Source organism: Bacillus sp. es.034 (genome assembly GCF_002563655.1).
GTDB lineage: Bacteria > Bacillota > Bacilli > Bacillales > Bacillaceae_B > Rossellomorea.
This window is the reverse complement of sequence record NZ_PDIY01000001.1, coordinates 360,628-381,514: the sequence shown is the minus strand read 5'-3', so window position 1 is coordinate 381,514 and position 20,887 is coordinate 360,628. Positions and strand designations below refer to the sequence as shown.

Sequence of the window (20,887 nt, the reverse complement as noted above, 5' to 3'; positions counted from 1 at the left end):
TTATATCTCCGTTGTAATCATAAAACAGTTGTCTTTTTCGTTGACGTGCAGGCAGTAGGAGGATGGATACGTCATGCCCATTTCTTCCCGGAGTTCCTTCGGGATGTGGACCGTTCCTTTTTCTGAGATGTAGCGTTTGTTATGGGTGGAGTCCTTTATGGCCTGCTTGATATAGAGGCAATTGTTTTGGTAGACGAGCTCTGCAAGTCTTCCAGGCAGCAGTCCAAACTTCTCCCTCCATTTATGCGGGAGGGTGATGGTACCGCTTTTACTGAAAGGTTTGCTTTCATACATCATACTTAACATTCGCATCACCTGCCTTCACTATCCTATTGTTCTCTTTTTACCTTCACTGAGAAAAATAAACACCAATTTGAAAAATTAGGAAAAAGGACGGAGGTTCTTTGACAAAATAGGGAGGATAGAAGGATGAAAAGGATATCGTCAGCAGTGTGAGAGGGTTAGATGAAAAGAATCCTTTGAAATTGCTGGTTCATCTTATTATTTACTCTCTTCATACAGACTCCCTATGTTATGATTATGGGTGTTGTAAAAGTGAATGAAGCGGAATGAAGATACTCTCGTAATTCAGTCTTATGAGTATTTTTGATAAATAGGTAAGAACTGAGAAACCATAGGGGAAAGACTATTGGAATTTAGGTGAACTTCACATCATGAAACAAGCTAAAGATATTGCCTTAAAGATATCCGTCACCTATGTATTGTTGGGCGCATTATGGATTGTGTTTTCAGATTATGTATCCATGATCATTGCACATGAAAAGCTTAGTATGTATATTTATTTTCAGCGCTATAAGGGCTGGTTATTTACGTTTGTAACAGGTATCATCATATTTTTCCTGATCTATCGCAGGGCCAGTGAGCTGATTCTCTCCAATGATAAACTGTCAAAAAAAGAGAAACAGCTGCAAATAAGGAATCAGCATTACCATTCGTTGTTCGAACAAAATCCCGATGCCGTTTTAGAGCTGAGCTTAGATGGACATGTCATTTCTGTAAACGCAGAAGCCGAGGGATTGCTTGAATTCACCCAAGAAGAGTTAAAGGAAGTGAAATTCAGTAAGTTCCTGGATAAAGAAGAAATGAAGCGGGTGACAGAGTACTTTTTCGCTACGTTCAAAGGCATCGCATCCACCTTTGAGACGAAGATCCATATCGGCGATAATAAAGGAAAGATCCTCAGGTGCTCTCTCGTTCCGATTATCGTTAATCGAGAGGTGACAGGAATGTTCGCCATCGCAAGGGATATCACATTGAATCGGGAAAACGAAGAAATGGTCGTCGCGTCGGAGAAACTTTCTGTCATTGGTCAGTTAGCAGCTGCCGTTGCCCATGAAATTCGCAACCCGCTCACATCTCTCAAGGGATTTATCCAACTTATGCAAACGACCAATACCATAAACCACGATCATTTGGATATTATGCTCTCTGAAGTGGATCGAATTGATTTGATTTCAGGTGAGATGCTGATCCTTGGGAAACAGCAGGAAACCCACTTCCGTCATGAAAGACTCGATGATATCCTTCAGCAGGTCCTCGTCCTGATGGAAGCACAGGCTAATCTTGATAATGTGTCCATTACATACGAAAACCTGTCTGAAAAACCTTTGCATGTATTAGGTGAATCAAATCAGCTTAAACAGGTTTTTATCAATATCATTAAAAATGCCGTGGAAGCCATTCCCTCGTCCAAGGATGGGAAGGTCTCGATTTCGTTGGAAGAACAGGGCACAAACGCACAGGTTATCGTGAAGGATAATGGAGTCGGCATGGAGCCAGAAAGAATTGAACATCTGGGAGAACCGTTTTATTCCACGAAAGAAAAAGGCACGGGCCTCGGCCTTGCCGTATGCAAAAAAATCATCCAGCGCCATAAAGGGTATATACACTTTCAAAGTGATAAAGAAAAAGGAACGGCAGTGGAAATTAGCTTACCCACCTGCGGAAGATGAGGAGCCTCTGCTTTTGCCGATTAAGAAAGGAAGAAACGAATGAATTCAATCTCAAGCATCATCCATTCACCATTACTGCAGAAGAACTGGGAAGAATCCGGGTTTACTGCATTCACTCCCGTACAGGAAAAAGTCGTACCCCTTATTATGGAGGGGAAAGATGTCGTATGTGAGTCGCCAACGGGGACGGGGAAAACCCTGGCATATTTGCTCCCGATCATCCAGTCTATCGATCCATCAAGAAAACAGGCACAAGCTGTCATCCTTGCACCATCAAGAGAGCTGGTCATGCAAATTCACCAGGAAATCCAGAAATGGGCTAAGGGGACGGACATTACGAGTGCTGCCTTCATCGGTGGTGCGAACGTCAAGAAACAAGTCGAGAAGCTGAAAAAAAAGCCGCATATCGTCGTCGGAACAACGGGTCGCCTGATCGAACTGATGAAAATGAAAAAACTGAAGATGCATGAAGTGAAAACCATCGTCGTCGATGAATTTGACTTAATGATCTCATCAGAACATATCAGGGAAGTGAAGGATATCATCAAATCGACCTTGAAAGAGCGTCAGGTGCTTTTCTTCTCTGCGACTTTATCAGATGAAACGGAACAAGTTGCCGACTCTCTCTTACAGAACCATGAAATTGTTAAAATGGAAGGCAACCTCGACAATCCGAAGGTCGACCATGTCTTTGTATATAGTGAATTGCGGGATAAGGTGGAAGCCCTCAGAAGCATCTCTTATTTCAAAGGGATTAAGGCACTTGTTTTCTTTAATCAACTGGAAAGACTCTCTGAAATGGAAGAGAAGCTGAAATATAAGGGAGTCGAGCTCGAAGTACTCGCAGGAGAATCGAACAAGATGGAGCGTAAGCAATCCCTGGACCGTTTCCGCTCAGGGAAAGTGTCCATGCTTCTGACAACCGATGTCGCGGCACGCGGCCTCGATATCACGGATGTCACACACGTGATCCATTTCGATTTCCCGAGTGACACGAAGCAGTACATCCACCGTTCAGGAAGAACCGGCCGCATGGGGGCAGAAGGAACCGTCATCTGCCTTGTATCCAAGCGCGAACTGAGCTTCCTTGAAAAGATGAGCAAAGAACTCAACCTCCCATTCCAGGAAAAAACCATCCGCGGCGGCGGACTGCAACAACCGGAAACAAAATAAAAATAGAGGTCCGTCCCCGGATGTGAGGGACGGACCTCTATTTATTTTATAAGCTGCCGCTATTTTTCATACACAATCTGGCCGTCCATCAGCGTCATCCCTACACTCGTCTCAAGGAGTTCCTCGGCGTCAACTTCGAAAGGATTCCGGTCTAAAACGGCTAAATCAGCTTTCTTTCCTACTCCGATCGTTCCTAAATCATGTTCCCTGAAGTTTCCATAAGCAGGGGTTTTCGTGTAATGGATCAGGGCATGTGCCAACGAAATTTTCTCATGTGGATTCCATCCGCCCTGAGGAGAACCGTCTTCGTGCTTCCGTGTGACGGCCCTGTAGAGGCCGAGCATCGGATTCAAGTCCACAATCGGAAAGTCCGTTCCGAACGCAATGGCTGCGTCATGCTTCTCTAATGAACCGATCGGCCATGTATAGCGTGCCCGCTCCATCCCGAGTCTGTCCAGATACGCATGGGAATCCATCGAACCCGACGTGAGATGCTCGGGCTGGATGGATGCGATGACTCCGAGCTCCCTGAATCGCTCGAAATCCTGTGGGTTGCATACTTCAATATGTTCGATCGTATGTCTTGAATCTCTTGCACCATTGACCTTCCTCGCATGCTCATACACATCAAGACCCAACCGGACAGCGGCATCCCCGCAAGCGTGCAGGCGGATCCGGAACCCTTCCCGGTCAGCATCCTCTATCCACTTTTGATAAATATGTGGTTCATAAATGGTCCCGCCAATTTCCGTCGGCCGGTCTGAGTATGGCTGAAGCAAATACCCCGTATACGTCAGGGGGACACCATCCAGGAACTGCTTCAAACCTGAAAACTGAAGCTTATCCGACTGATACTTCTCCCTGAATTGAATACCACGCCCGAGATCTCCATCCAGCACGTCAAGGAAGTGAATGCGAGTCGTCAGCTTACCTTTTTCTTCAAATTCCCGATAAAATCCGGGATCTCCCAATGTATAGCCGGGAAGAGGCAGCATGTCAGCAACGGAAGTGATTCCGTAGGATGCCGTTTTCTTCAGCATACCGTTCATCAATCTGTCCTTTACTTTCTTCTCTAATGTAAAAGCTTCCGTCACATACTGTACGGCCGTCTCATATAAGAATCCGGTTGGTTCACCGTTGGCATCTTTTTCAATCTTACCGAAAGGAGGTTCGGGAGTATCCCGGTGAATCCCCAATTTCTCGAGGGCAGCCGTATTCAGCCATGCGCTATGTGCTTCTTCATTGAGCAAAACAACGGGGCGGTGGGGCAGGTATCGATCCAGTGAATGGCGAGTGGGGGTGGTCTGGTCCGGCCAGCGGACATGATGCCATCCGAATCCAAGCACCCACTCCTCATCGGGATGTTCCCGGGCGAATTCCGCAACCATTATCGCCGTCCTATCCTCTGAGGTCCCGAAAGTCAGTTGACAAAACCCCTCAAACATCGCTCCTAAAAACCAATGAAGATGAAAGTCATGGAACCCTGCCGTCACGAGGCGGTTTCCGGCATCCCTCACGTTCGTAGAGGGTCCTATGAAACTCTCCATCTCCGAACGGGGACCGACCCCGATGATCACATCATCCTTTACTGCCACGAAGCCGTCGATGGGAGAAGTTGCATTCCCGGTGAATAGGGCAGTGCTTACCAGTATCATATCGGCCTTCATGTAATCCCCATCCTTTTTCATCTAATACATCGATTGTAACCAGATGAAGGAAAGAACACAAACGGTGAATGATTAAAAACTTTCTCTTTCAAGAAGGCATTGGAAAAACCCATGTTGAATACATAAGGAGAACAAGTAGAAAAGGAGAATGAGAATGTTGACACGAACCTTTCCGGCACTTGAAACAGAAAGATTTCGCTTACGGCAGATGAAAGAAGGGGATGCTCCCCGTGTTTTTGATTATTTCTCAAAAGATGAAGTCACCCGATATTATGATTTGGAATCGTTTCAAGAGGAAAAACAGGCACTGGAGATCATCGAGAAGTGGAACAAGAGATTTCATATAAATGAAGGGATCCGTTGGGGGATTGCCCTGAAGGAATCCGACGAGATCATCGGCAGCTGCGGGTTTCATCAATGGGAGAAGGAACATTTTAAGGCCGAGGTGGGGTTTGAGGTTCATCCATCCTATTGGAGGCAAGGGGTCATCACAGAAGTATTACAGCCAATCCTGAGATACGGCTTCGAAGAAATGAATCTTAATCGAATCGAAGCCTATTATGATCCGGAAAATGTGGCATCGAAGAGGAGCCTCGAAAAAGCCGGCTTTACATTTGAAGGCATATTGCGAAAAGCGGCATTTGAAAAAGGCGTTTTTTGTGATGCGGCTGTTTGCTCTTTATTAAAAGAAGAATATTGAACACAAATTTAAGACGCTGCTTATGCCTATACCACATAAACAGCGCCTTAACTTAAGTAAATCTTATTCAATTAACTTTACTATCCTTTCTTACTAATACACATACGTAACATTCATTTAACAATTAAATTAATGGTCTTGCATGGTTTATTAGTTTATTTTCATTTGCCGCTGATTTTCCCACACGCCCACATGTTACGAAGATAGTTTTCACGGGCTATCTTCTTGCGTACCATGATGTTAGCATGCTTCGCTTACACTCTTCATTGGAATCATCTCCTGAAATAAGATTGCGCATTCCCGCATATCCACACATCTTGAAATCAGTTTTCACGGGCCGATCTCAAAAGCGAGATGTGATGCTGACATGCTTTGCTAACTCACTTCATTGGAATCACGCCTTCCTTTAAAGATTGTTTTGTAAATCATTTATTAATTATATATTAACAAATTATAAAATTAATGCAAATGTTCAGAATAATCAATATAGTGCGATTTTGGTTGGTTTTTGAATTGAAATGGGCGGTTATCTTGGTTTATCTCATTTTTTCTTATTTTTTTAATAAATTTTATTAGTCCTAAAGAGTAAATTCAATATAACGGAGACCGTTCCTTTTCGCTGCAGGTGCTCGCTTTCCGCGGGGCGTGAGTTGAGCCTCCTCGGGCTTTGCCCTGTGGGGTCTCAACTTTCCCGCTATTCCCGTCGGAGTCGAGCACCTTTCGCTTCAATCCACTCTGTGCTTTTTCATAATATTTTCTTTGGATCAAAAATCAAACAGTAAAAATAATTTAACAACAGTATTGAACTTTACTTCAAAATCAGACATTCTACATTGGACAAGCGCTAATTTCATTATATGAACAAAAAAGAGCGTTAATCCAATCTCCTATTAAGGTAGTTCATTTCCAGATCCATTTCCCTGTTCACGAGCAGTTCCATTTGTTCTAGGTGCTGCCTTTCGACGACGGGGTCGAGGTGGGACCAGTGGACTTTGTTGACGAAGTAGTAGTTTCTGATTTTTTTTAGGATGACGAGGGAGTGGGGGAAGTGGTCGAATTCTGCTTTTATGCTGTTGAAGCGGGTGTAGCCCCATTTTGTCAGTTTCATTGTTTATCACCTAATGTTTAATTACCTTTTCTTTCAATATAGTAATCCTCCGGGAGCATATCCGATTTAAACAAACGTTTGATTAGTGTTTCAAAACGTTTATTCTACTAGGGTTCGAGGGATTAAACAATCGTTTAACAGTATTTACATATCCAGTTGTCCATCTCTTTCGTCCTGAGATTGTCATTGCTATTCACGAAGGGCTCTTGTTATGATGAGAAGGTTATGAATTGAAAGAAAAGCTAGGAGAATGAGCTTTGAATAAAGTAGTATCCAACTATTCCATTTATCCATATGAAGCAGATAAGAAGGAGATCCCCGTGGCCCCGCTCCATAAGGGAGAGACCACGAAGCAGCTGATATCCTCCCATGACGAGGATGCTTTTTTCTTTCGGACGATGGAAGAAGCGGGCATTCATCTGAATGCGGCTCAGATTGAAGCGGTCCGTCATGTGAAAGGACCATGCTTGACCCTTGCCGGTGCGGGAACGGGAAAAACGACGGTGCTCGTTTGTCGTGCTGGCTACTTGATGGCTGTGAAAGATATTCAGCCAAGAAATATTTTGCTTGTCACATTTACCAAGAAAGCATCGGAAGAGATGAAGCAGCGGATTTCAAGGCTTCCGGGAGCAGAACATGGTGGACAGGTACATGCCAGCACGTTTCATGCCCTGTTCCTTTACTTGCTCAGATCCCGTCATTACACACAGGAAGTGATCGGGAACGAGCGCTATAAACAAATCATTTTGAAACAGATCCAGAGAGAAATGAATATTTATGATCCGTATGACGCCGAGACGCTCCTTGCCAAGCTTTCTCATTATAAGCTCAATCAGAAGGATATACGGGAGCTCCCTGAGAAGTCCAAGTCAGAAAAAGAAGTGCGGAGCATCCTTTTAAAATATGAAGAGTGGAAGCGCATGAATCATAAGATGGATTTTGATGATATTTTAACAGAGGCCTATCAACTACTGTTGGGTAATCCGAATCTGCTGACTTCCCTTCAGCACCGTTTCCAATATGTGATGGTCGATGAATTCCAGGATACGAATCTGGTTCAATATGAATTGATCAAATTGATTGCGGCTCATCGGAATCTGTTCGTAGTCGGGGATGATGATCAAACGATTTACACCTTTAACGGCGCCCGGAACGAATTCATTTTGGATTTTGATGAGGAGTTTCCCGATGCCAAAGTCGTTACCTTAAAAGAAAATTACCGGTCAGACGCTTATATCATCGGACTTGGGAATGAAGTCATCGGGCGGAATGAACACCGGCGGAAAAAAGAGCTGATCGCAACAAAAGTGGAGGGACAGAAACCTCTTTATTCAAGACCTGCCACAGCCGATGAAGAAGCCGTCTGGATTACAGAAGAGATTCAGAGATTGCGAGATGAAGGCTATGGTTACGGAGATATGACGATCCTCCACCGTACCATGAGCAGTGGTCGTGCCGTCTTTGAACAGCTTCTGTTAAAGGAGATCCCCTTTACACCATATAATCAGAAGGATTCCCTTTTCTATGATAACTGGACCGTGAAACCCGTGGTGGATTACTTGAGATTATCCATCGTCCCAAGAAATTTCTCAGCCATGGAATCGTTGCTGCCCACACTTTTTATCCGAAGAGACCGGGGAATGGCTCATATCCTGGAAGAAGAACAGAAAGAGCGGAAGAAGTATCCCCTCATTCACTTAACGACTTTATCCGGATTGAAGCCTTTCCAGGTGAAGAATGTGAAAGAACGGATGAAGTTCCTGAAGGCGATCGGGGATCAATCACCGGAAAGTGCCATCAAGCGTATCCGGAAGGAATTCTATCACCAGTATATCGACGCCCAGGAATCTCACGTGGTGACGGAACAGAAGGAGCTCATTAAAGAAATGCTGGACGAGCTTGAAGGTTCGGCAAAGCGCTTTGATACGATTTCAAGCTTCATTACCTTCATTGATGAGATGAAAGCGAAGTATGAGGAAATCTATTCGAATCAAAGGGGAAGCAGGGACTCGGACAGTGTATCCCTCATGACGATTCACCGGTCAAAGGGTCTTGAGTTCCCCGTCGTGTTTTTAATCGGGGCCATCGAAGGGAATCTTCCCCACAGTTCAGCCCTTAATGCCAATAAGCTTGAAGATAAAGTGTACAAGGACCCGAGCCAAAAAGAGAAGGCAACGGGTGCTGTGGAGGAAGAAAGGCGCCTTGCCTATGTAGCCATCACGAGGGCAAAAGAGAAGTTGTTCATTTCTTCCCCGGCCTATTATCAGGGCGATCAGCGTAAGTGCTCGCGCTTTATTGCGGACTTATTCAAACAGACGCCACAGGCTGAGCCGAAACCATCTAAAAAGGCGAGAAGCGGAAAGGTGAGCAAGATTCTTGCCTGGGTGTGCACAAACTCTGAGTGCATTGCCTGGCAGAGACCCGAAACCCATGAAGACACCGGATCCAAGGTTTGTCCCCTTTGTTCAAGCCCGATGAAACTGGGAGAAAAGGACATTATCGAATAAAAAAAGCCCCGGCGTCCTGGAAAGTGAAGGACGCCGGGGCTTTTTTGCGGTTTATCAACCGTTCTATAAAATGCTGCACATACAAACGAGCATCAATAAACCGACCCATCACTGCGAAGAATGATCATCCCGCGAATCAACCTTCTTCGAATCATTCGAATCCAAAGCCTGTCTTAAAAAATAAATAAGAATACCCATGATTATTCCAAGAATCGCGATAAAACCGATGGTGATGGTGATTCCCATCATGAACCCCACTCCTTTTTATGGCTATCGTTAAATGATTTCAGCCGTCTACTATCAGTCTATGAAAAAGGAGTGGAGATATATTCGACCCGATGGACAAAAAAGGTTCGCGATGTTACGTTCGGTCAATCAAAACGGCACGAACCGGAGATCCGTCCCCTTCTTTAAGAGGAAGGGGGAGGGCCACCAGTTCGTATATCCCGGGGCATACATGGGTAAGATCAATCCCTTCGAGAATCCCGATGTCATGATCACGCAGAGAGTGATGGGCTTCCAATTCCTTGCTGTCCAAAGGATCAACGGACGGAAGGTCCACCCCGATCAGATCAATGCCCTTTTCCTTTAAAAAAGGGGCAAGTTCTTTCGAGATCGGGGGAATGTGCCCGGGGAATCGGGTTGGATCACTCCAGGCGTTGGTTTTGAACAGAACTTTTTTGACATCAGTCAAGTCGATCTCCATTAATCGTTCAGGACTGATTTCCGGCGCACCTTCCAACGAAACCACGATGGCCGGTCCCATAAAACGTTCCGGGGACATATCGAGGATCCGGTTCCCGTCACTGTCGAAGTGGAAGGGGGCATCCACATGGGTCCCGGTATGGGAGCTCATGGTCAGCTGGCCGACATTGACGGAGCCCGTTTCTTCCTGCGTCCAGTTCAAGGAAAAAGAAAAAGGTGTGTCTCCCGGCCAAACAGGGGTTTCATTATGCAGGGGTCTTGAAATATCGATCATTTTCATGATTGCCTCATCCTTTCTGTGTTAAGCGACAACGTTCCGTGTATTTTCAAACTGCTTGTATTCTTCTTTTTCCATGATGTTCTTCAAGATGTGAATCGTTTCCCATACATCTTCGTACGACGAATAAAGAGCCACAGGTGCGAGCCTGATCACATTCGGTGCCCGGAAATCAGGTGTCACCCTGTTTGCTTTCAAGGCTTTACAGATTCTTGCCGCTTCCTCATGCTGCAGACTGATATGTCCGCCCCGGCGTCCATCTTCAAGGGGGTTACAGATGGTAAAACCATATTCGTTAAGCTCCTGCTTGAATACATCCATCATGAACCTTGTAAGTGAAAGGGATTTCTGTCTCAGATTCTCAATCCCGGCTTCTTCAAACAATTGAAGGGATCCGAGTAAGGGGGCACTGCTCAAAATATGGGGGGTCCCGATTTGGAAAGCACCGGCAGAATCGGCATGAGTGAGCGTATGATCCATATCGAACTGTGCATCCTTCCTTGAACTGAACCAGCCGGAAAGACCGGGCTTTTTCCCTCTATGCCGGTTGTGAACGAACAATCCCCCGACACCACCCGGACCGCTATTTAAATATTTGTAATTGCACCACACCGCAAAGTCTACACCGTCTTCGTGTAGCTGATGAGGAATGGCTCCGATCGAATGGGCGAGGTCGAATCCGATGACGATATCACGTTTATGGGCTTCATCCGTCAAGCGTTTGATATCCATCAGCTGTCCGCTTCGGTAAAGGACGGACGGCAGGAGGATAAGGGCGATCTCATCGGTCATTTGACGAATGATGTCTTCCTCATGCAGGGTATATCCATCCCTGCTTTTCACCTGGACCAGATGGTCGTCAGGGGAATACCCCTTTAATTCCAGCTGACTTTGAACTGCGTAAATATCCGACGGGAAAGTCAGTTCATCTGCCAGAATCTTCGTTCGTTTTCCATGAGGTTGATAGAAGGTGGCCAGTAACTGATGGAGGTTCGTCGTGATGGAACCCGTCACAATGACTTCTTCTTTCTCGGCACCCACTAATGGAGCCGTCATTTCTCCAAGCTTCTCAGAATAATAGAACCAAGGCTCCTGCCCGTCCATCCAGCCATCGATGCCATGCTCCTTCCAATCATTCAATGAGGTGATAAGCGACTCCTCGGCTCGCTTCGATAACAGGCCCAACGAATTCCCATCCATATAATAATGATCTTCCTTTATGTAGAATTCCTTTCGGAAATGGGCAAGCGTATCCTGTTTATCCATCTCTTTGGCGTGTTCCAACGTTAATGTATGTGTCATTCCTATCCCACCTTTCACAGTCTTACCAAAATGATAATCGAAATGATTTGAATAGTAAAATAATTGTTTAGTAAGAGCGAAGGTTTTTATACAATTTTAAATAAAATATTCAAAAATGTATAAAAAGTCAAAATAGTCTGGTATAAATGAATTAATATAATTAAATTCAGTGGAATTATTCATTATTGAATAATCAGTTGAAGATGAAAGGAGTGACCATGATGACGGAGACGAAAAAAAGCTGGAATGAAAACGAAGCAATCCTTCACTCTTTGCAGGACGATATTTTAGTCACGAATACAGACGGGATCATTTTAAAAGTCAGTGAAGCGACTGGTGGTATTTATAATGTGAAATCAGAGGATATGGTAGGGAAATCCGTCTATGATCTTGAGAGAGAGGGAATCTTCACGCCGATATTAACTCCATTGGTTTTAAAGGAAAAAAAGAAAATTACGCTGGTTCAGACAAGTAAAGAAGGAAAAAAGCTCCTGGTTACAGGCATCCCGGTTTTCCATGAAAATGGAGAGCTTGTGCGGGTCGTCAGCTATTCACATGACGTAACGGAATTATTGAATATGAAGAAATACTTAGAGGACATGGAAGATGAGATGGAAAGGGTGAAAAGTGAACTTGAAATCCTCAGGAGCCGTCATTATTATTCGGAAGGGATCATTGCCACAAGTGATGAGATGAAAAGGGTTCTCCAGATTGCCCTGCAGGTGGCGGAAGTGGATGTGAATGTCCTGTTGTTAGGGGAATCCGGTGTCGGCAAATCCCATATTGCGAAATTCATCCATAATAAAAGCCAAAGAAAAGGGGGACCTTTCATTGAGGTCAATTGCGGTGCGATACCGGAATCCTTATTTGAAGCGGAGTTCTTTGGTTATGAACCCGGCTCGTTCACCGGAGCCGATCGCAAGGGGAAGATAGGGTTGGCGGAACTTGCAGAAGGCGGTACTCTGTTTCTCGATGAAATCGGGGAGCTGTCACAACCCAATCAAGTGAAAATATTGAAATTCATCCAAGAGAAACAATTTTACCGGGTCGGCGGTACGAAGCAAAGGAAGGTGGACTTCCGGGTCCTCGCTGCGACGAACAGGGATTTGGAGATGGCCGTGGAGAACAGGGAATTCAGGCAGGATCTTTTCTTTCGCCTGAATGTCGTACCCATTACCATCCCGCCTTTAAGGGAACGGACATCGGATATTATCACGATGATCGATTATTTTGTAGGCTATTTTTGTGAAAAATATCAGCGCCGGAGGGCCTTGGATGAAGGGGTGATCCACCAGCTTCTCATTCAGGAATGGAAAGGGAATGTCAGGGAGCTGATGAACCTGATCGAGAGGCTGATTGTCACATCTTCGAAGCAGCTCATTGAAATGGAAAACCTGCCGGGGCAATACATAAAGCATGTTGGTGAATTATCAGAGTTTGACCGTGAAGGACAATCATTAAAGGACATCCTGGAAGCGGTTGAAGAGCAGGTGCTGAAGAAAGCGAGGCAGCAGTATAAGACGACGACTGTCATGGCACAAAATCTTGGGATCAGTCAGCCTTCGGTAGTCAGAAAAATGAAAAAATACAACATTGGATGAAAGATTGGCATGATACTTGCAAGTTCTTTAGTGAGTAGAAGGATAAATGAATCATTTTAAAGGGGTGTTTGACAATGGAGGTTGGAAAACAGAATGTCGGTCAGTTACAAACCCGGTCCGGGAGATCAGCTAAGGAAGCAATGAAGTTTATCATTCCTTCCTTAATAGGAGTATTGCTGTTTTTGGTCCCCGTGACGTACGAAGGGAACATGACCATCGGGGTCGGGATCTTTGCTTCTTATTTTCAGGGGATGTTAGAAGGAGTATTGCCATTATTCATGACGATCATTTTTGGAATATCCGCTCTCATGGCCATTTATACGAAACTTCTTCAACCTAAGTGGATCGTTACGCAACCATTTCTAAAAGGGCTTTTTGATGTAGGGGCGTTCTGGATCGCCATCCGTGTCATCGGTTCAGTCTTTGCCATCATGACCGTCAACGGGATCGGTCCGGAATGGATCATATCCGACTATACAGGGGGAACGGTTCTATATTCGTTAGTCCCTGTTCTGACCACATGGTTCTTGTTTGCGGGTTTATTGATGCCCCTCTTACTGGACTTTGGACTGATGGATTTCTTCGGGACCCTGCTGCAGAAGATCATGAAGCCTTTATTCCAGCTGCCGGGACGGTCTTCCATTGATGCCCTGGCTTCATGGATGGGGAGTGGGACCGTTGGTGTCCTCATTACAACGAAACAATTTGAAGAAGGCTACTACACAAAACGGGAAGCTGCGGTCATTGCAACCAACTTCTCTGTTGCTTCCATCGCTTTCAGTCTCGTCATCGTCAGTTTCATAGGCTTGGAATCCATGTTTGTGCAATTATACGGGACCGTCGTCATTGCCGGGATCGCAGCCGCGGTGATTTGTCCGCGCATCCCGCCACTTTCCAGAAAAAAAGACACATACTATGAGCCCGTCGGCATGCAAATTTCTGAAACGGTACCTGAAAATGTTTCCCGTCTTCAATGGGGCTTCGAAAAAGCTGTGGAAAAAGCATCTGAAGTGAAAAGTGTCGGGGAAGTGACCAAAAAAGGATTGCAGAACGTATTTGATATCTGGTTCGGACTCATTCCACTCGTCATGGCCCTTGGGACGCTTGCTTTAGTCGTGGCAGAATATACACCCGTGTTTGATGTATTGGCTTACCCGGTCGTTCCACTCCTTGAGCTATTGCAAATCCCGCAGGCTGCTGATGCTGCCCCTGCGATGATCGTCGGGTTTGCCGATATGTTCCTGCCTGCAGTGGTGGGGAGCGGGATCGAAAGTGAGTTAACGAGATTTGTGATCGCAGCCATGTCTTTGACGCAATTAATCTACATGTCTGAAATCGGGATCCTGCTGATTAAATCCAAGATTCCCATCAGCTTCTTGGATCTCTTCATCATCTTCATCCAACGAACCATCATCACGCTGCCAATCGTCGCATTACTGGCGCACTTTTTCTTTATGTAATACCTCGACAATCTAGCATTATACAATAAGAATTTCTGGGGGTACTGAAATGGAACGAACGTTTGAACAGCTTATCGAGAGGATGCCGGAGCGTCTGGCACCGAGTATGGCAAAGGATCATCCAAATCTGCCGGTGGTGAAAGAAGAAGGGTGCTACTACTATGGGCTTGACGGAAAACAGTATCTTGACTTCACCTCTGGCATCGCCGTGACGAATGTGGGTCATCGCCACCCGAAAATCGTCCAGGCGATCAAAGATGCAGCGGATGGTCTGATGCACGGTCCTTCAGGCGTCATCATGTACGAATCGATCCTTCGCCTGGCGGATGAACTGGCAGAAATCCTACCCGGGGACCTGGATAGTTTCTTCTTTGCCAACAGCGGGACTGAAGCCATCGAAGGGGCGATCAAGCTTGCTAAATATGTAACGAAGCGTCCTTATGTCATATCCTTTACAGGTTGTTTTCATGGGCGATCATTGGGTGCACTTAGTGTCACGACCTCAAAGAGTAAGTATCGGAAGTTCATGCAGCCTTCAGGATTAACCTATCAAATTCCGTATGCGAATGAAGGGGAGTGTCCCGAGGGAGAGGATTCTGCCCGGTATGTCGTCAGCAAGCTTGAGAAGGATTTTGAAACGCTTTTTGATCACCAGGTCACTCCTGAAGAAGTGGCGTGTGTCATTTTAGAACCGGTGTTGGGGGAAGGGGGATACATCGTTCCTCCGAAAGCATGGCTCAAGAAGGTAAGGGAGATTTGTGACCGGCATGATATATTACTGATTTTCGATGAAGTCCAAACGGGATTCGGACGTACGGGTAATTGGTTTGCGGCACAAACCTTCGATGTGACACCGGATATCATGGCGATCGCGAAAGGTATTGCGTCGGGTCTTCCCCTGAGCGCGACGGTGGCGTCCAATAAGCTGATGAAACAGTGGCCGCTTGGAAGTCATGGGACGACGTTCGGCGGGAACCCGATCGCATGCTCTGTCGGTCTTGCCACCCTTGAAGTCATGAAGGAGGAAAGACTCCTTGATAATACGAAGACGATGGGTGCATACGCCGTTTCGAGGCTCGAGAAGTTGAAAGAAAAACATCCTGTGATCGGCAGCATCCGGGCGGTTGGTTTGATGATCGGGATTGAAATCGTCCATCCAAAGACGGGTAAACCGAATCAGGAAGGATTGATGGACATCCTTGATCGGGCGCTTGAGAAAGGGGTTTTATTTTATCTATGCGGAAATCACTCAGAAGTGATCCGCATGATTCCACCCCTTACGGTTACAAAAGAGCAGATCGACGCCGGTCTTCACATGCTGGATGAAGCAGTGACGGAGTATGAGGCATCTCTGATGAGTCACTTGGATTAAAATAAAAAAAGGTTGATCAGTTCTGAACTGATCAACCTTTTTTTATAGCCTTTTAACTGAAATGGCTTTCCTCATCTTCCGGAGGGCATCCTGTCCTTCCATTTCCCTCATCATCATTAAGTTTACATAAAGTGCATCAATCAGTGTTAATTGGGCAATGCGGGACGACAGAGCTTCTGAACGGTAGTCGGTTTCCTCTGAAACGGTGAAGAGGGGTGTGTCGACCCTCTGGCTTAATGGGGACTTGGCGAAATTGGTGATGCAGATGGTCTTGGCCCCGGTTTCTTTCACAATGTCTAGAAGCTGGAGAATATCCTTCGTCGACCCCGAGTGGGATATGAACACAGCACAATCGTCACTCGTCATCTGGGAAGCGGTCATCAGCTGAATATGACTGTCACTTGCCGCATGCACGCGCAGGCCGGTCCGGATGAATTTATGGTAAGCATCAAGGGCGATGACGCCGGACCCGCCGCTTCCGAAGAACTCGATGGAACGGGCGGTGCTCATCATGTCCACGGCTCTCATCAGCTTTTTCTCATCCACCACCATCAAAGTGTCTTCGATGGTTTTGATATTGGACCTGAATACTTTTGTGGCGATCGTTTGCGCCGTGTCGCCTTCATCGATGCGTTCGTGAATATCCTTAAGCCCAGTCACGATTTCTGAGGCAAGAGCGATTTTCATCGCCTGATAGCCTTTGAAGCCGATTCGTTTACAAAAGCGGAAGACAGTAGAGTCCGCCACTCCCAAGTCTTCTGCCAGACCATTGATCGTGGAATGGATGATTTCATTCGGATTTTCAAGTATATAGTCGGCAATTTTTTTTTCCGTCACACTGAACTGTGGATAGTGAGAACGGATACTTGCTAAACAATGTTGATGTTGACTCATTGACACCACTCCTGTAAGGGTTTTCATAGTTTTATTATACAAGATTACAAGAAAAATAAAAATAATTTCTGTAAACGGTTGCAAATAGAAAAATATTTTTTATAATAGAGATAGACGGAAAATAATTTTCCTGCTCATTTTATTCCCTCGAAAAGGCCTCTCTTACTGAAATGAGAGAGTCATAGTTACATAGAGTGTTTTGCAAACGCTTTACTTGACCGCCGGGAACAAATAAGCAGGATCATATGGTATAAAAATTTGGCAGCAGGACTGCCGTGAGAGAAGAAAGGTAGGGATACACAATGTCAGATCAAATGCTCATTTTAGTGGCACTGGCCGGAATTTTTCTTTTATTATTTTTAGTTATTAAAACAAAGCTTCACGCTTTTGTTGCCCTATTATTAGTAAGTTTAATCGTAGGGATCGCCGCCGGCATGCCGCTGCAGGAAGTAGTGGCATCGATACAGAGCGGTATGGGCGGGACCCTCGGATTTGTCGCCGTTGTCGTTGGTTTAGGTGCGATGTTCGGACGCATGCTTGAAGTATCAGGGGGAGCGGAAAGACTGGCTCAGACACTGATTAACAAATTCGGGGAAGATAAGGCACAATGGTCCCTTGGTATCACAGGTTTCCTGGTTGCTATTCCAGTATTCTTTGATGTAGGATTCATCATTCTTGTACCGATTGTATACGGATTGGCACGTAAAACAGGCAAGTCACTTCTGTACTATGGAATTCCATTACTTGCAGGTCTTGCCGTAACACATAGCTTCATCCCACCAACTCCGGGACCGATCGCGGTTGCTGACTTGATCGGGGCGGACCTTGGATGGGTCATCCTGTTTGGTGCGATTGCCGGTGTTCCATCCATGATCATCGCTGGTCCACTTTTTGCAAAATGGATCTCAAAACGAATTCATGCAGTGGTTCCTGACTATATGCAGGCTGAAGAAATAGAGTACGATAAAGAGCTTCCGAGTTTTGCTTTGATTGCTTCTCTTATCTCGATTCCTTTAGTATTGATTCTATTGAATACGCTTTCGGGTGTTATCCTGGATGAAGGAAACACGATTCGTTCCATCCTGACTTTCTTAGGACATCCATTCGTAGCCTTAACGATTGCAACGCTGTTGACGTTCGTTCTATTAGGTACGAAGCGCGGATATTCCCGCCAGGAAGTACAGGACATTGCAACGAAAGCACTTGAGCCTGCAGGGATCATCATTCTTGTAACAGGTGCCGGTGGAGTATTCAAGCAAGTATTGATCGACTCCGGTGTAGGGGAAGTATTAGGAAATATGATGGCTGGTTCAAGCCTGCCGCCGATCGCCCTTGCCTTCTTGATCGCCATGGTCGTTCGTGTCGCTCAAGGTTCAGCGACTGTTTCCATGGTAACAGCTGCAGGATTGATGAGCCCGCTGATCGAAACCCTTGGTATGCAAGGTCCCGTTCTTGGTTTGATGGTTATTGCCATCGCTTCAGGGGCGACAGTCTTCTCCCATGTGAATGATAGTGGTTTCTGGTTAGTGAACCGTTACTTTGGATTAGATGTAAAAGACACGTTAAAATCTTGGACAGTGATGGAAACCCTCATTGGTTTTGTAGGTTTTGCCGTTGCGTTCATTTTAGGGATATTCATCAGCTAAAATAGGTTAGAATAATAGCAGAAGAGGGAAGAGCCATGTCGCTTCTTCCTTTTCTCTATTTATTTAGGAGGAACGAAGATGTCAGAATTCATGATTGGTGTCGATATCGGGACCACCAGTACAAAAGCGGTACTATTTAATAAAGAAGGAAAAGCGATCGAGCGTCACGGAATCGAATATCCATTACATACACCAACCCCGGGGACGGCTGAACAGGATCCTGAAGAAATTTTTCAGGCTGTCCTTAAGTGCATCAAGGAAGTGACTTCAAGTACGGAAGAAACGATTTCGTTCGTGTCGTTCAGTTCCGCCATGCACAGTTTGATCCTTGTGGATGAAAAAGACCAGCCATTGACCCCTTCCATTACATGGGCGGATAACCGAAGTGCTTCATGGGCGAAGAAGATCAAGAAAGAAATGAACGGTATGGAGATTTATAGAAGGACCGGTACACCGATCCATCCGATGTCACCCCTTGTGAAGCTTGCCTGGCTGAAGGATGAAAAGGCGGAATTGTTCGATAAAGCTGCAAAATTCATTTCGATTAAGGAATTTGTCTTCCATCGCTTGTTCGGTAAATATGTCGTGGATTATTCCATTGCATCTGCTACGGGGATGTTCCATCTGGAAAACCTGGCTTGGGATGAGGAAGCCATGAAAGTGGCCGGCGTCACAAAGGATCAGTTATCGACTCCGGTATCCACAACGGAAAGCCTCGTCGGGTTGAAGTCTGAATATACCGAACTGCTCGGCTTACCTGCCGATACGCCATTTGTCGTAGGGGCAAGTGACGGCGTTCTATCGAATCTTGGCGTGAATGCCATCGAGCCTGGAGTGGTCGCTGTGACAATCGGAACAAGCGGGGCGATCCGTGCCGTGACGGACCGTCCGGTGACCGATCCGAAAGGCCGGATCTTCTGCTATGCCCTGACGGAAAAGCACTGGGTGATCGGCGGACCCGTGAACAATGGCGGGATGATCTTCAGATGGGTCCGGGACGAACTTGCTTCCGGAGAGGTGGAAGTGGCGAAACGATTAGGGAAGGATCCCTATGAAGTTCTTACGGACATTGCAGCCAAAATAGAGCCGGGATCAGAAGGACTCCTGTTCCATCCTTATATGGCCGGTGAACGGGCTCCCCTTTGGAATGCAAAAGCCCGCGGATCTTTCTTCGGACTCGGGATGCATCACAAAAAAGAGCATATGATCCGTGCGGTCCTTGAAGGGATCGTCATGAACTTATACAGTGTGCTCCTCGCCCTGGAGGAACTAATCGGTACCCCGAAACGGGTGCAGGCGACAGGAGGCTTCGCACGTTCTGAATTATGGCGTCAAATGCTTGCCGACGTATTCGACCAGGAAGTGGAAGTACCGGAAAGCTTCGAAAGCTCATGCCTTGGTGCCGTTGTACTCGGGATGTACGGCAGTGGAATGATCGACTCTTTGGAAGCAGTAAGTGAAATGGTAGGGTCCGTTCATTCCCATCAGCCCGACCCGAAAGCGACGGAAGCTTACACTAAACTCATGCCAATCTTCATTCGTTTACCACGCTTGCTGGAAGAGGAATACGAAGCCATCAGTGCTTACCAGGAAAAAAGCTGACTCATCTGAGTCGGCTTTTTTTCGGAACAGGACGGAAGGGAATCACTTAGCCAAAAGGTGTCCGTTTCATGTATAATAGAATCGAATATACCTTTTATGATCAGAAACTATCCATAGATAAATGAAAGAGAGTGAAACGATATGGGACGTAAGTGGAATAATATTAAAGAAAAGAAAGCGTCTAAAGATGCCAATACGAGTCGTATATATGCGAAATTCGGCCGTGAGATTTATGTGGCGGCGAAGCAGGGTGAGCCGGATCCCGAGCTTAACCAAACGTTGAAATTCGTTCTTGAACGTGCGAAAACGTATAGCGTACCGAAACACATCGTCGATCGTGCCATCGAAAAGGCAAAGGGCGGTTCAGAAGAAAATTATGACGAACTGCGCTATGAAGGCTTCGGACCGAATGGATCCATGGTCATCGTGGATGCATTGACGAACAACGTCAACCGTACAGCATCCGAAGTGCGTGCCGCTTTCGGTAAGAATGGCGGGAATATGGGCGTGAGTGGATCTGTAGCGTATATGTTCGATGCGACAGCCGTCATCGGCATCGAAGGAAAGTCTGAAGAAGACGTAATGGAGATCCTCATGGAAGCGGACGTGGACGCACGTGATATCATCGAAGAAGATGATTCCGTCATCGTTTATGCCGAGCCGGATCAATTCCATGCTGTTCAAGAAGCATTTAAAGGTGCCGGTATCACCGATTTTACAGTGGCAGAACTAACGATGCTAGCTCAGAATGATGTTGAACTTTCTGAAGACGATCAAGCTCAATTTGAAAAAATGATTGATGCGATTGAAGACCTGGAAGATGTACAACAGGTATATCATAATGTCGATTTAGGTGAATAATAGAGTGTAGATGAACCCCCGGTGCTTGCTGCATCGGGG

17 protein-coding genes are annotated in these 20,887 nt (G+C 45.9%); 10 read left to right on the top strand and 7 right to left on the bottom strand.

Going from position 1 to position 20,887, the window contains the following annotated elements; translation table 11 throughout:
* Entirely contained in the window at positions 1–306 is a 306-nt protein-coding gene (locus ATG71_RS01960) for an AbrB/MazE/SpoVT family DNA-binding domain-containing protein (protein WP_286162888.1), read from the bottom strand.
* Between the two features lie 368 nt (positions 307–674).
* On the opposite strand from ATG71_RS01960, the gene ATG71_RS01955 reads away from it, so the two are divergent.
* Positions 675–1,973, top strand: coding sequence for an ATP-binding protein (locus ATG71_RS01955; protein ID WP_179886431.1), 1,299 nt, complete (start codon positions 675–677; stop codon positions 1,971–1,973).
* A gap of 39 nt (positions 1,974–2,012) precedes the next feature.
* A complete protein-coding gene (locus ATG71_RS01950; protein WP_098438272.1) occupies positions 2,013–3,146 on the top strand; it encodes a DEAD/DEAH box helicase in 1,134 nt (377 codons plus the stop codon).
* A 59-nt stretch (positions 3,147–3,205) separates the two neighbouring features.
* Here ATG71_RS01950 and ATG71_RS01945 read toward each other — a convergent pair whose 3' ends face one another.
* Positions 3,206–4,813 carry an amidohydrolase gene (locus ATG71_RS01945; protein ID WP_286162887.1) on the bottom strand — a complete coding sequence of 536 codons (1,608 nt, stop codon included), beginning with the start codon at positions 4,811–4,813 and terminating at the stop codon, positions 3,206–3,208.
* A gap of 154 nt (positions 4,814–4,967) precedes the next feature.
* Here ATG71_RS01945 and ATG71_RS01940 point away from each other — a divergent pair, with 154 nt between their 5' ends.
* A complete protein-coding gene (locus tag ATG71_RS01940; protein ID WP_098438267.1) occupies positions 4,968–5,513 on the top strand; it encodes a GNAT family N-acetyltransferase in 546 nt (181 codons plus the stop codon).
* 874 nt (positions 5,514–6,387) lie between these two features.
* Here the strand turns inward: ATG71_RS01940 and ATG71_RS01935 are convergent.
* Positions 6,388–6,621, bottom strand: coding sequence for a hypothetical protein (locus ATG71_RS01935; RefSeq protein ID WP_098438265.1), 234 nt, complete (start codon positions 6,619–6,621; stop codon positions 6,388–6,390).
* A gap of 257 nt (positions 6,622–6,878) precedes the next feature.
* Here ATG71_RS01935 and ATG71_RS01930 point away from each other — a divergent pair, with 257 nt between their 5' ends.
* Positions 6,879–9,128, top strand: a complete 2,250-nt coding sequence (locus ATG71_RS01930; RefSeq protein ID WP_098438262.1) for a UvrD-helicase domain-containing protein — start codon at positions 6,879–6,881, stop codon at positions 9,126–9,128.
* A gap of 108 nt (positions 9,129–9,236) precedes the next feature.
* Here the strand turns inward: ATG71_RS01930 and ATG71_RS23240 are convergent, their stop codons facing one another.
* From ATG71_RS23240 to kynU, 3 genes are all read right to left on the bottom strand, one after another.
* Positions 9,237–9,377 (bottom strand): hypothetical protein, encoded by a 141-nt coding sequence (locus ATG71_RS23240; protein WP_179886430.1) that lies wholly within the window; start codon positions 9,375–9,377, stop codon positions 9,237–9,239.
* Positions 9,378–9,489: 112 nt separating this feature from the next.
* Entirely contained in the window at positions 9,490–10,113 is a 624-nt protein-coding gene (gene kynB, locus ATG71_RS01925; RefSeq protein ID WP_098438259.1) for an arylformamidase, read from the bottom strand.
* 21 nt (positions 10,114–10,134) lie between these two features.
* Positions 10,135–11,412: a kynureninase gene (gene kynU, locus ATG71_RS01920; RefSeq protein ID WP_098438257.1), complete on the bottom strand. Its 1,278-nt coding sequence runs from the start codon at positions 11,410–11,412 to the stop codon at positions 10,135–10,137.
* Between the two features lie 221 nt (positions 11,413–11,633).
* On the opposite strand from kynU, the gene ATG71_RS01915 reads away from it, so the two are divergent.
* From ATG71_RS01915 to ATG71_RS01905, 3 genes are all read left to right on the top strand, one after another.
* Entirely contained in the window at positions 11,634–13,013 is a 1,380-nt protein-coding gene (locus tag ATG71_RS01915; RefSeq protein ID WP_098438254.1) for a sigma-54 interaction domain-containing protein, read from the top strand.
* A gap of 74 nt (positions 13,014–13,087) precedes the next feature.
* The gene (locus ATG71_RS01910; protein ID WP_098438252.1) at positions 13,088–14,473 is read left to right on the top strand and encodes a YjiH family protein; all 1,386 of its coding nucleotides are present in this window, start codon (positions 13,088–13,090) and stop codon (positions 14,471–14,473) included.
* Positions 14,474–14,522: 49 nt separating this feature from the next.
* The gene (locus tag ATG71_RS01905; RefSeq protein ID WP_098438250.1) at positions 14,523–15,845 is read left to right on the top strand and encodes an aspartate aminotransferase family protein; all 1,323 of its coding nucleotides are present in this window, start codon (positions 14,523–14,525) and stop codon (positions 15,843–15,845) included.
* A 42-nt stretch (positions 15,846–15,887) separates the two neighbouring features.
* On the opposite strand, the gene ATG71_RS01900 is transcribed toward ATG71_RS01905, so the two are convergent.
* Entirely contained in the window at positions 15,888–16,739 is an 852-nt protein-coding gene (locus ATG71_RS01900) for a MurR/RpiR family transcriptional regulator (RefSeq protein ID WP_098438247.1), read from the bottom strand.
* 302 nt (positions 16,740–17,041) lie between these two features.
* Between ATG71_RS01900 and ATG71_RS01895 the strand changes: the two genes are divergently transcribed.
* The 3 genes from ATG71_RS01895 to ATG71_RS01885 all read left to right on the top strand — a co-directional run bounded on the left by ATG71_RS01895 (position 17,042) and on the right by ATG71_RS01885 (position 20,848).
* Positions 17,042–18,385, top strand: a complete 1,344-nt coding sequence (locus ATG71_RS01895; protein WP_098438245.1) for a GntP family permease — start codon at positions 17,042–17,044, stop codon at positions 18,383–18,385.
* Positions 18,386–18,475: 90 nt separating this feature from the next.
* A complete protein-coding gene (gntK, locus tag ATG71_RS01890) occupies positions 18,476–19,987 on the top strand; it encodes a gluconokinase (protein WP_098441695.1) in 1,512 nt (503 codons plus the stop codon).
* Positions 19,988–20,128: 141 nt separating this feature from the next.
* Positions 20,129–20,848, top strand: a complete 720-nt coding sequence (locus tag ATG71_RS01885) for a YebC/PmpR family DNA-binding transcriptional regulator (protein WP_098438242.1) — start codon at positions 20,129–20,131, stop codon at positions 20,846–20,848.
* Positions 20,849–20,887 lie beyond the last annotated feature (39 nt).

Excerpts from the sequence above, each read along its gene's own strand:
- ATG71_RS01960 (WP_286162888.1), bottom strand. The coding sequence starts at position 306 with ATGTTAAGTATGATGTATGAAAGCAAACCTTTCAGTAAAAGCGGTACC.
- ATG71_RS01955 (WP_179886431.1), top strand. The coding sequence starts at position 675 with ATGAAACAAGCTAAAGATATTGCCTTAAAGATATCCGTCACCTATGTA.
- ATG71_RS01950 (WP_098438272.1), top strand. The coding sequence starts at position 2,013 with ATGAATTCAATCTCAAGCATCATCCATTCACCATTACTGCAGAAGAAC.
- ATG71_RS01945 (WP_286162887.1), bottom strand. The coding sequence starts at position 4,813 with ATGAAGGCCGATATGATACTGGTAAGCACTGCCCTATTCACCGGGAAT.
- ATG71_RS01940 (WP_098438267.1), top strand. The coding sequence starts at position 4,968 with ATGTTGACACGAACCTTTCCGGCACTTGAAACAGAAAGATTTCGCTTA.
- ATG71_RS01935 (WP_098438265.1), bottom strand. The coding sequence starts at position 6,621 with ATGAAACTGACAAAATGGGGCTACACCCGCTTCAACAGCATAAAAGCA.
- ATG71_RS23240 (WP_179886430.1), bottom strand. The coding sequence starts at position 9,377 with ATGATGGGAATCACCATCACCATCGGTTTTATCGCGATTCTTGGAATA.
- kynB (WP_098438259.1), bottom strand. The coding sequence starts at position 10,113 with ATGAAAATGATCGATATTTCAAGACCCCTGCATAATGAAACCCCTGTT.
- kynU (WP_098438257.1), bottom strand. The coding sequence starts at position 11,412 with ATGACACATACATTAACGTTGGAACACGCCAAAGAGATGGATAAACAG.
- ATG71_RS01915 (WP_098438254.1), top strand. The coding sequence starts at position 11,634 with ATGACGGAGACGAAAAAAAGCTGGAATGAAAACGAAGCAATCCTTCAC.
- ATG71_RS01910 (WP_098438252.1), top strand. The coding sequence starts at position 13,088 with ATGGAGGTTGGAAAACAGAATGTCGGTCAGTTACAAACCCGGTCCGGG.
- ATG71_RS01905 (WP_098438250.1), top strand. The coding sequence starts at position 14,523 with ATGGAACGAACGTTTGAACAGCTTATCGAGAGGATGCCGGAGCGTCTG.
- ATG71_RS01900 (WP_098438247.1), bottom strand. The coding sequence starts at position 16,739 with ATGAGTCAACATCAACATTGTTTAGCAAGTATCCGTTCTCACTATCCA.
- ATG71_RS01895 (WP_098438245.1), top strand. The coding sequence starts at position 17,042 with ATGTCAGATCAAATGCTCATTTTAGTGGCACTGGCCGGAATTTTTCTT.
- gntK (WP_098441695.1), top strand. The coding sequence starts at position 18,476 with ATGATTGGTGTCGATATCGGGACCACCAGTACAAAAGCGGTACTATTT.
- ATG71_RS01885 (WP_098438242.1), top strand. The coding sequence starts at position 20,129 with ATGGGACGTAAGTGGAATAATATTAAAGAAAAGAAAGCGTCTAAAGAT.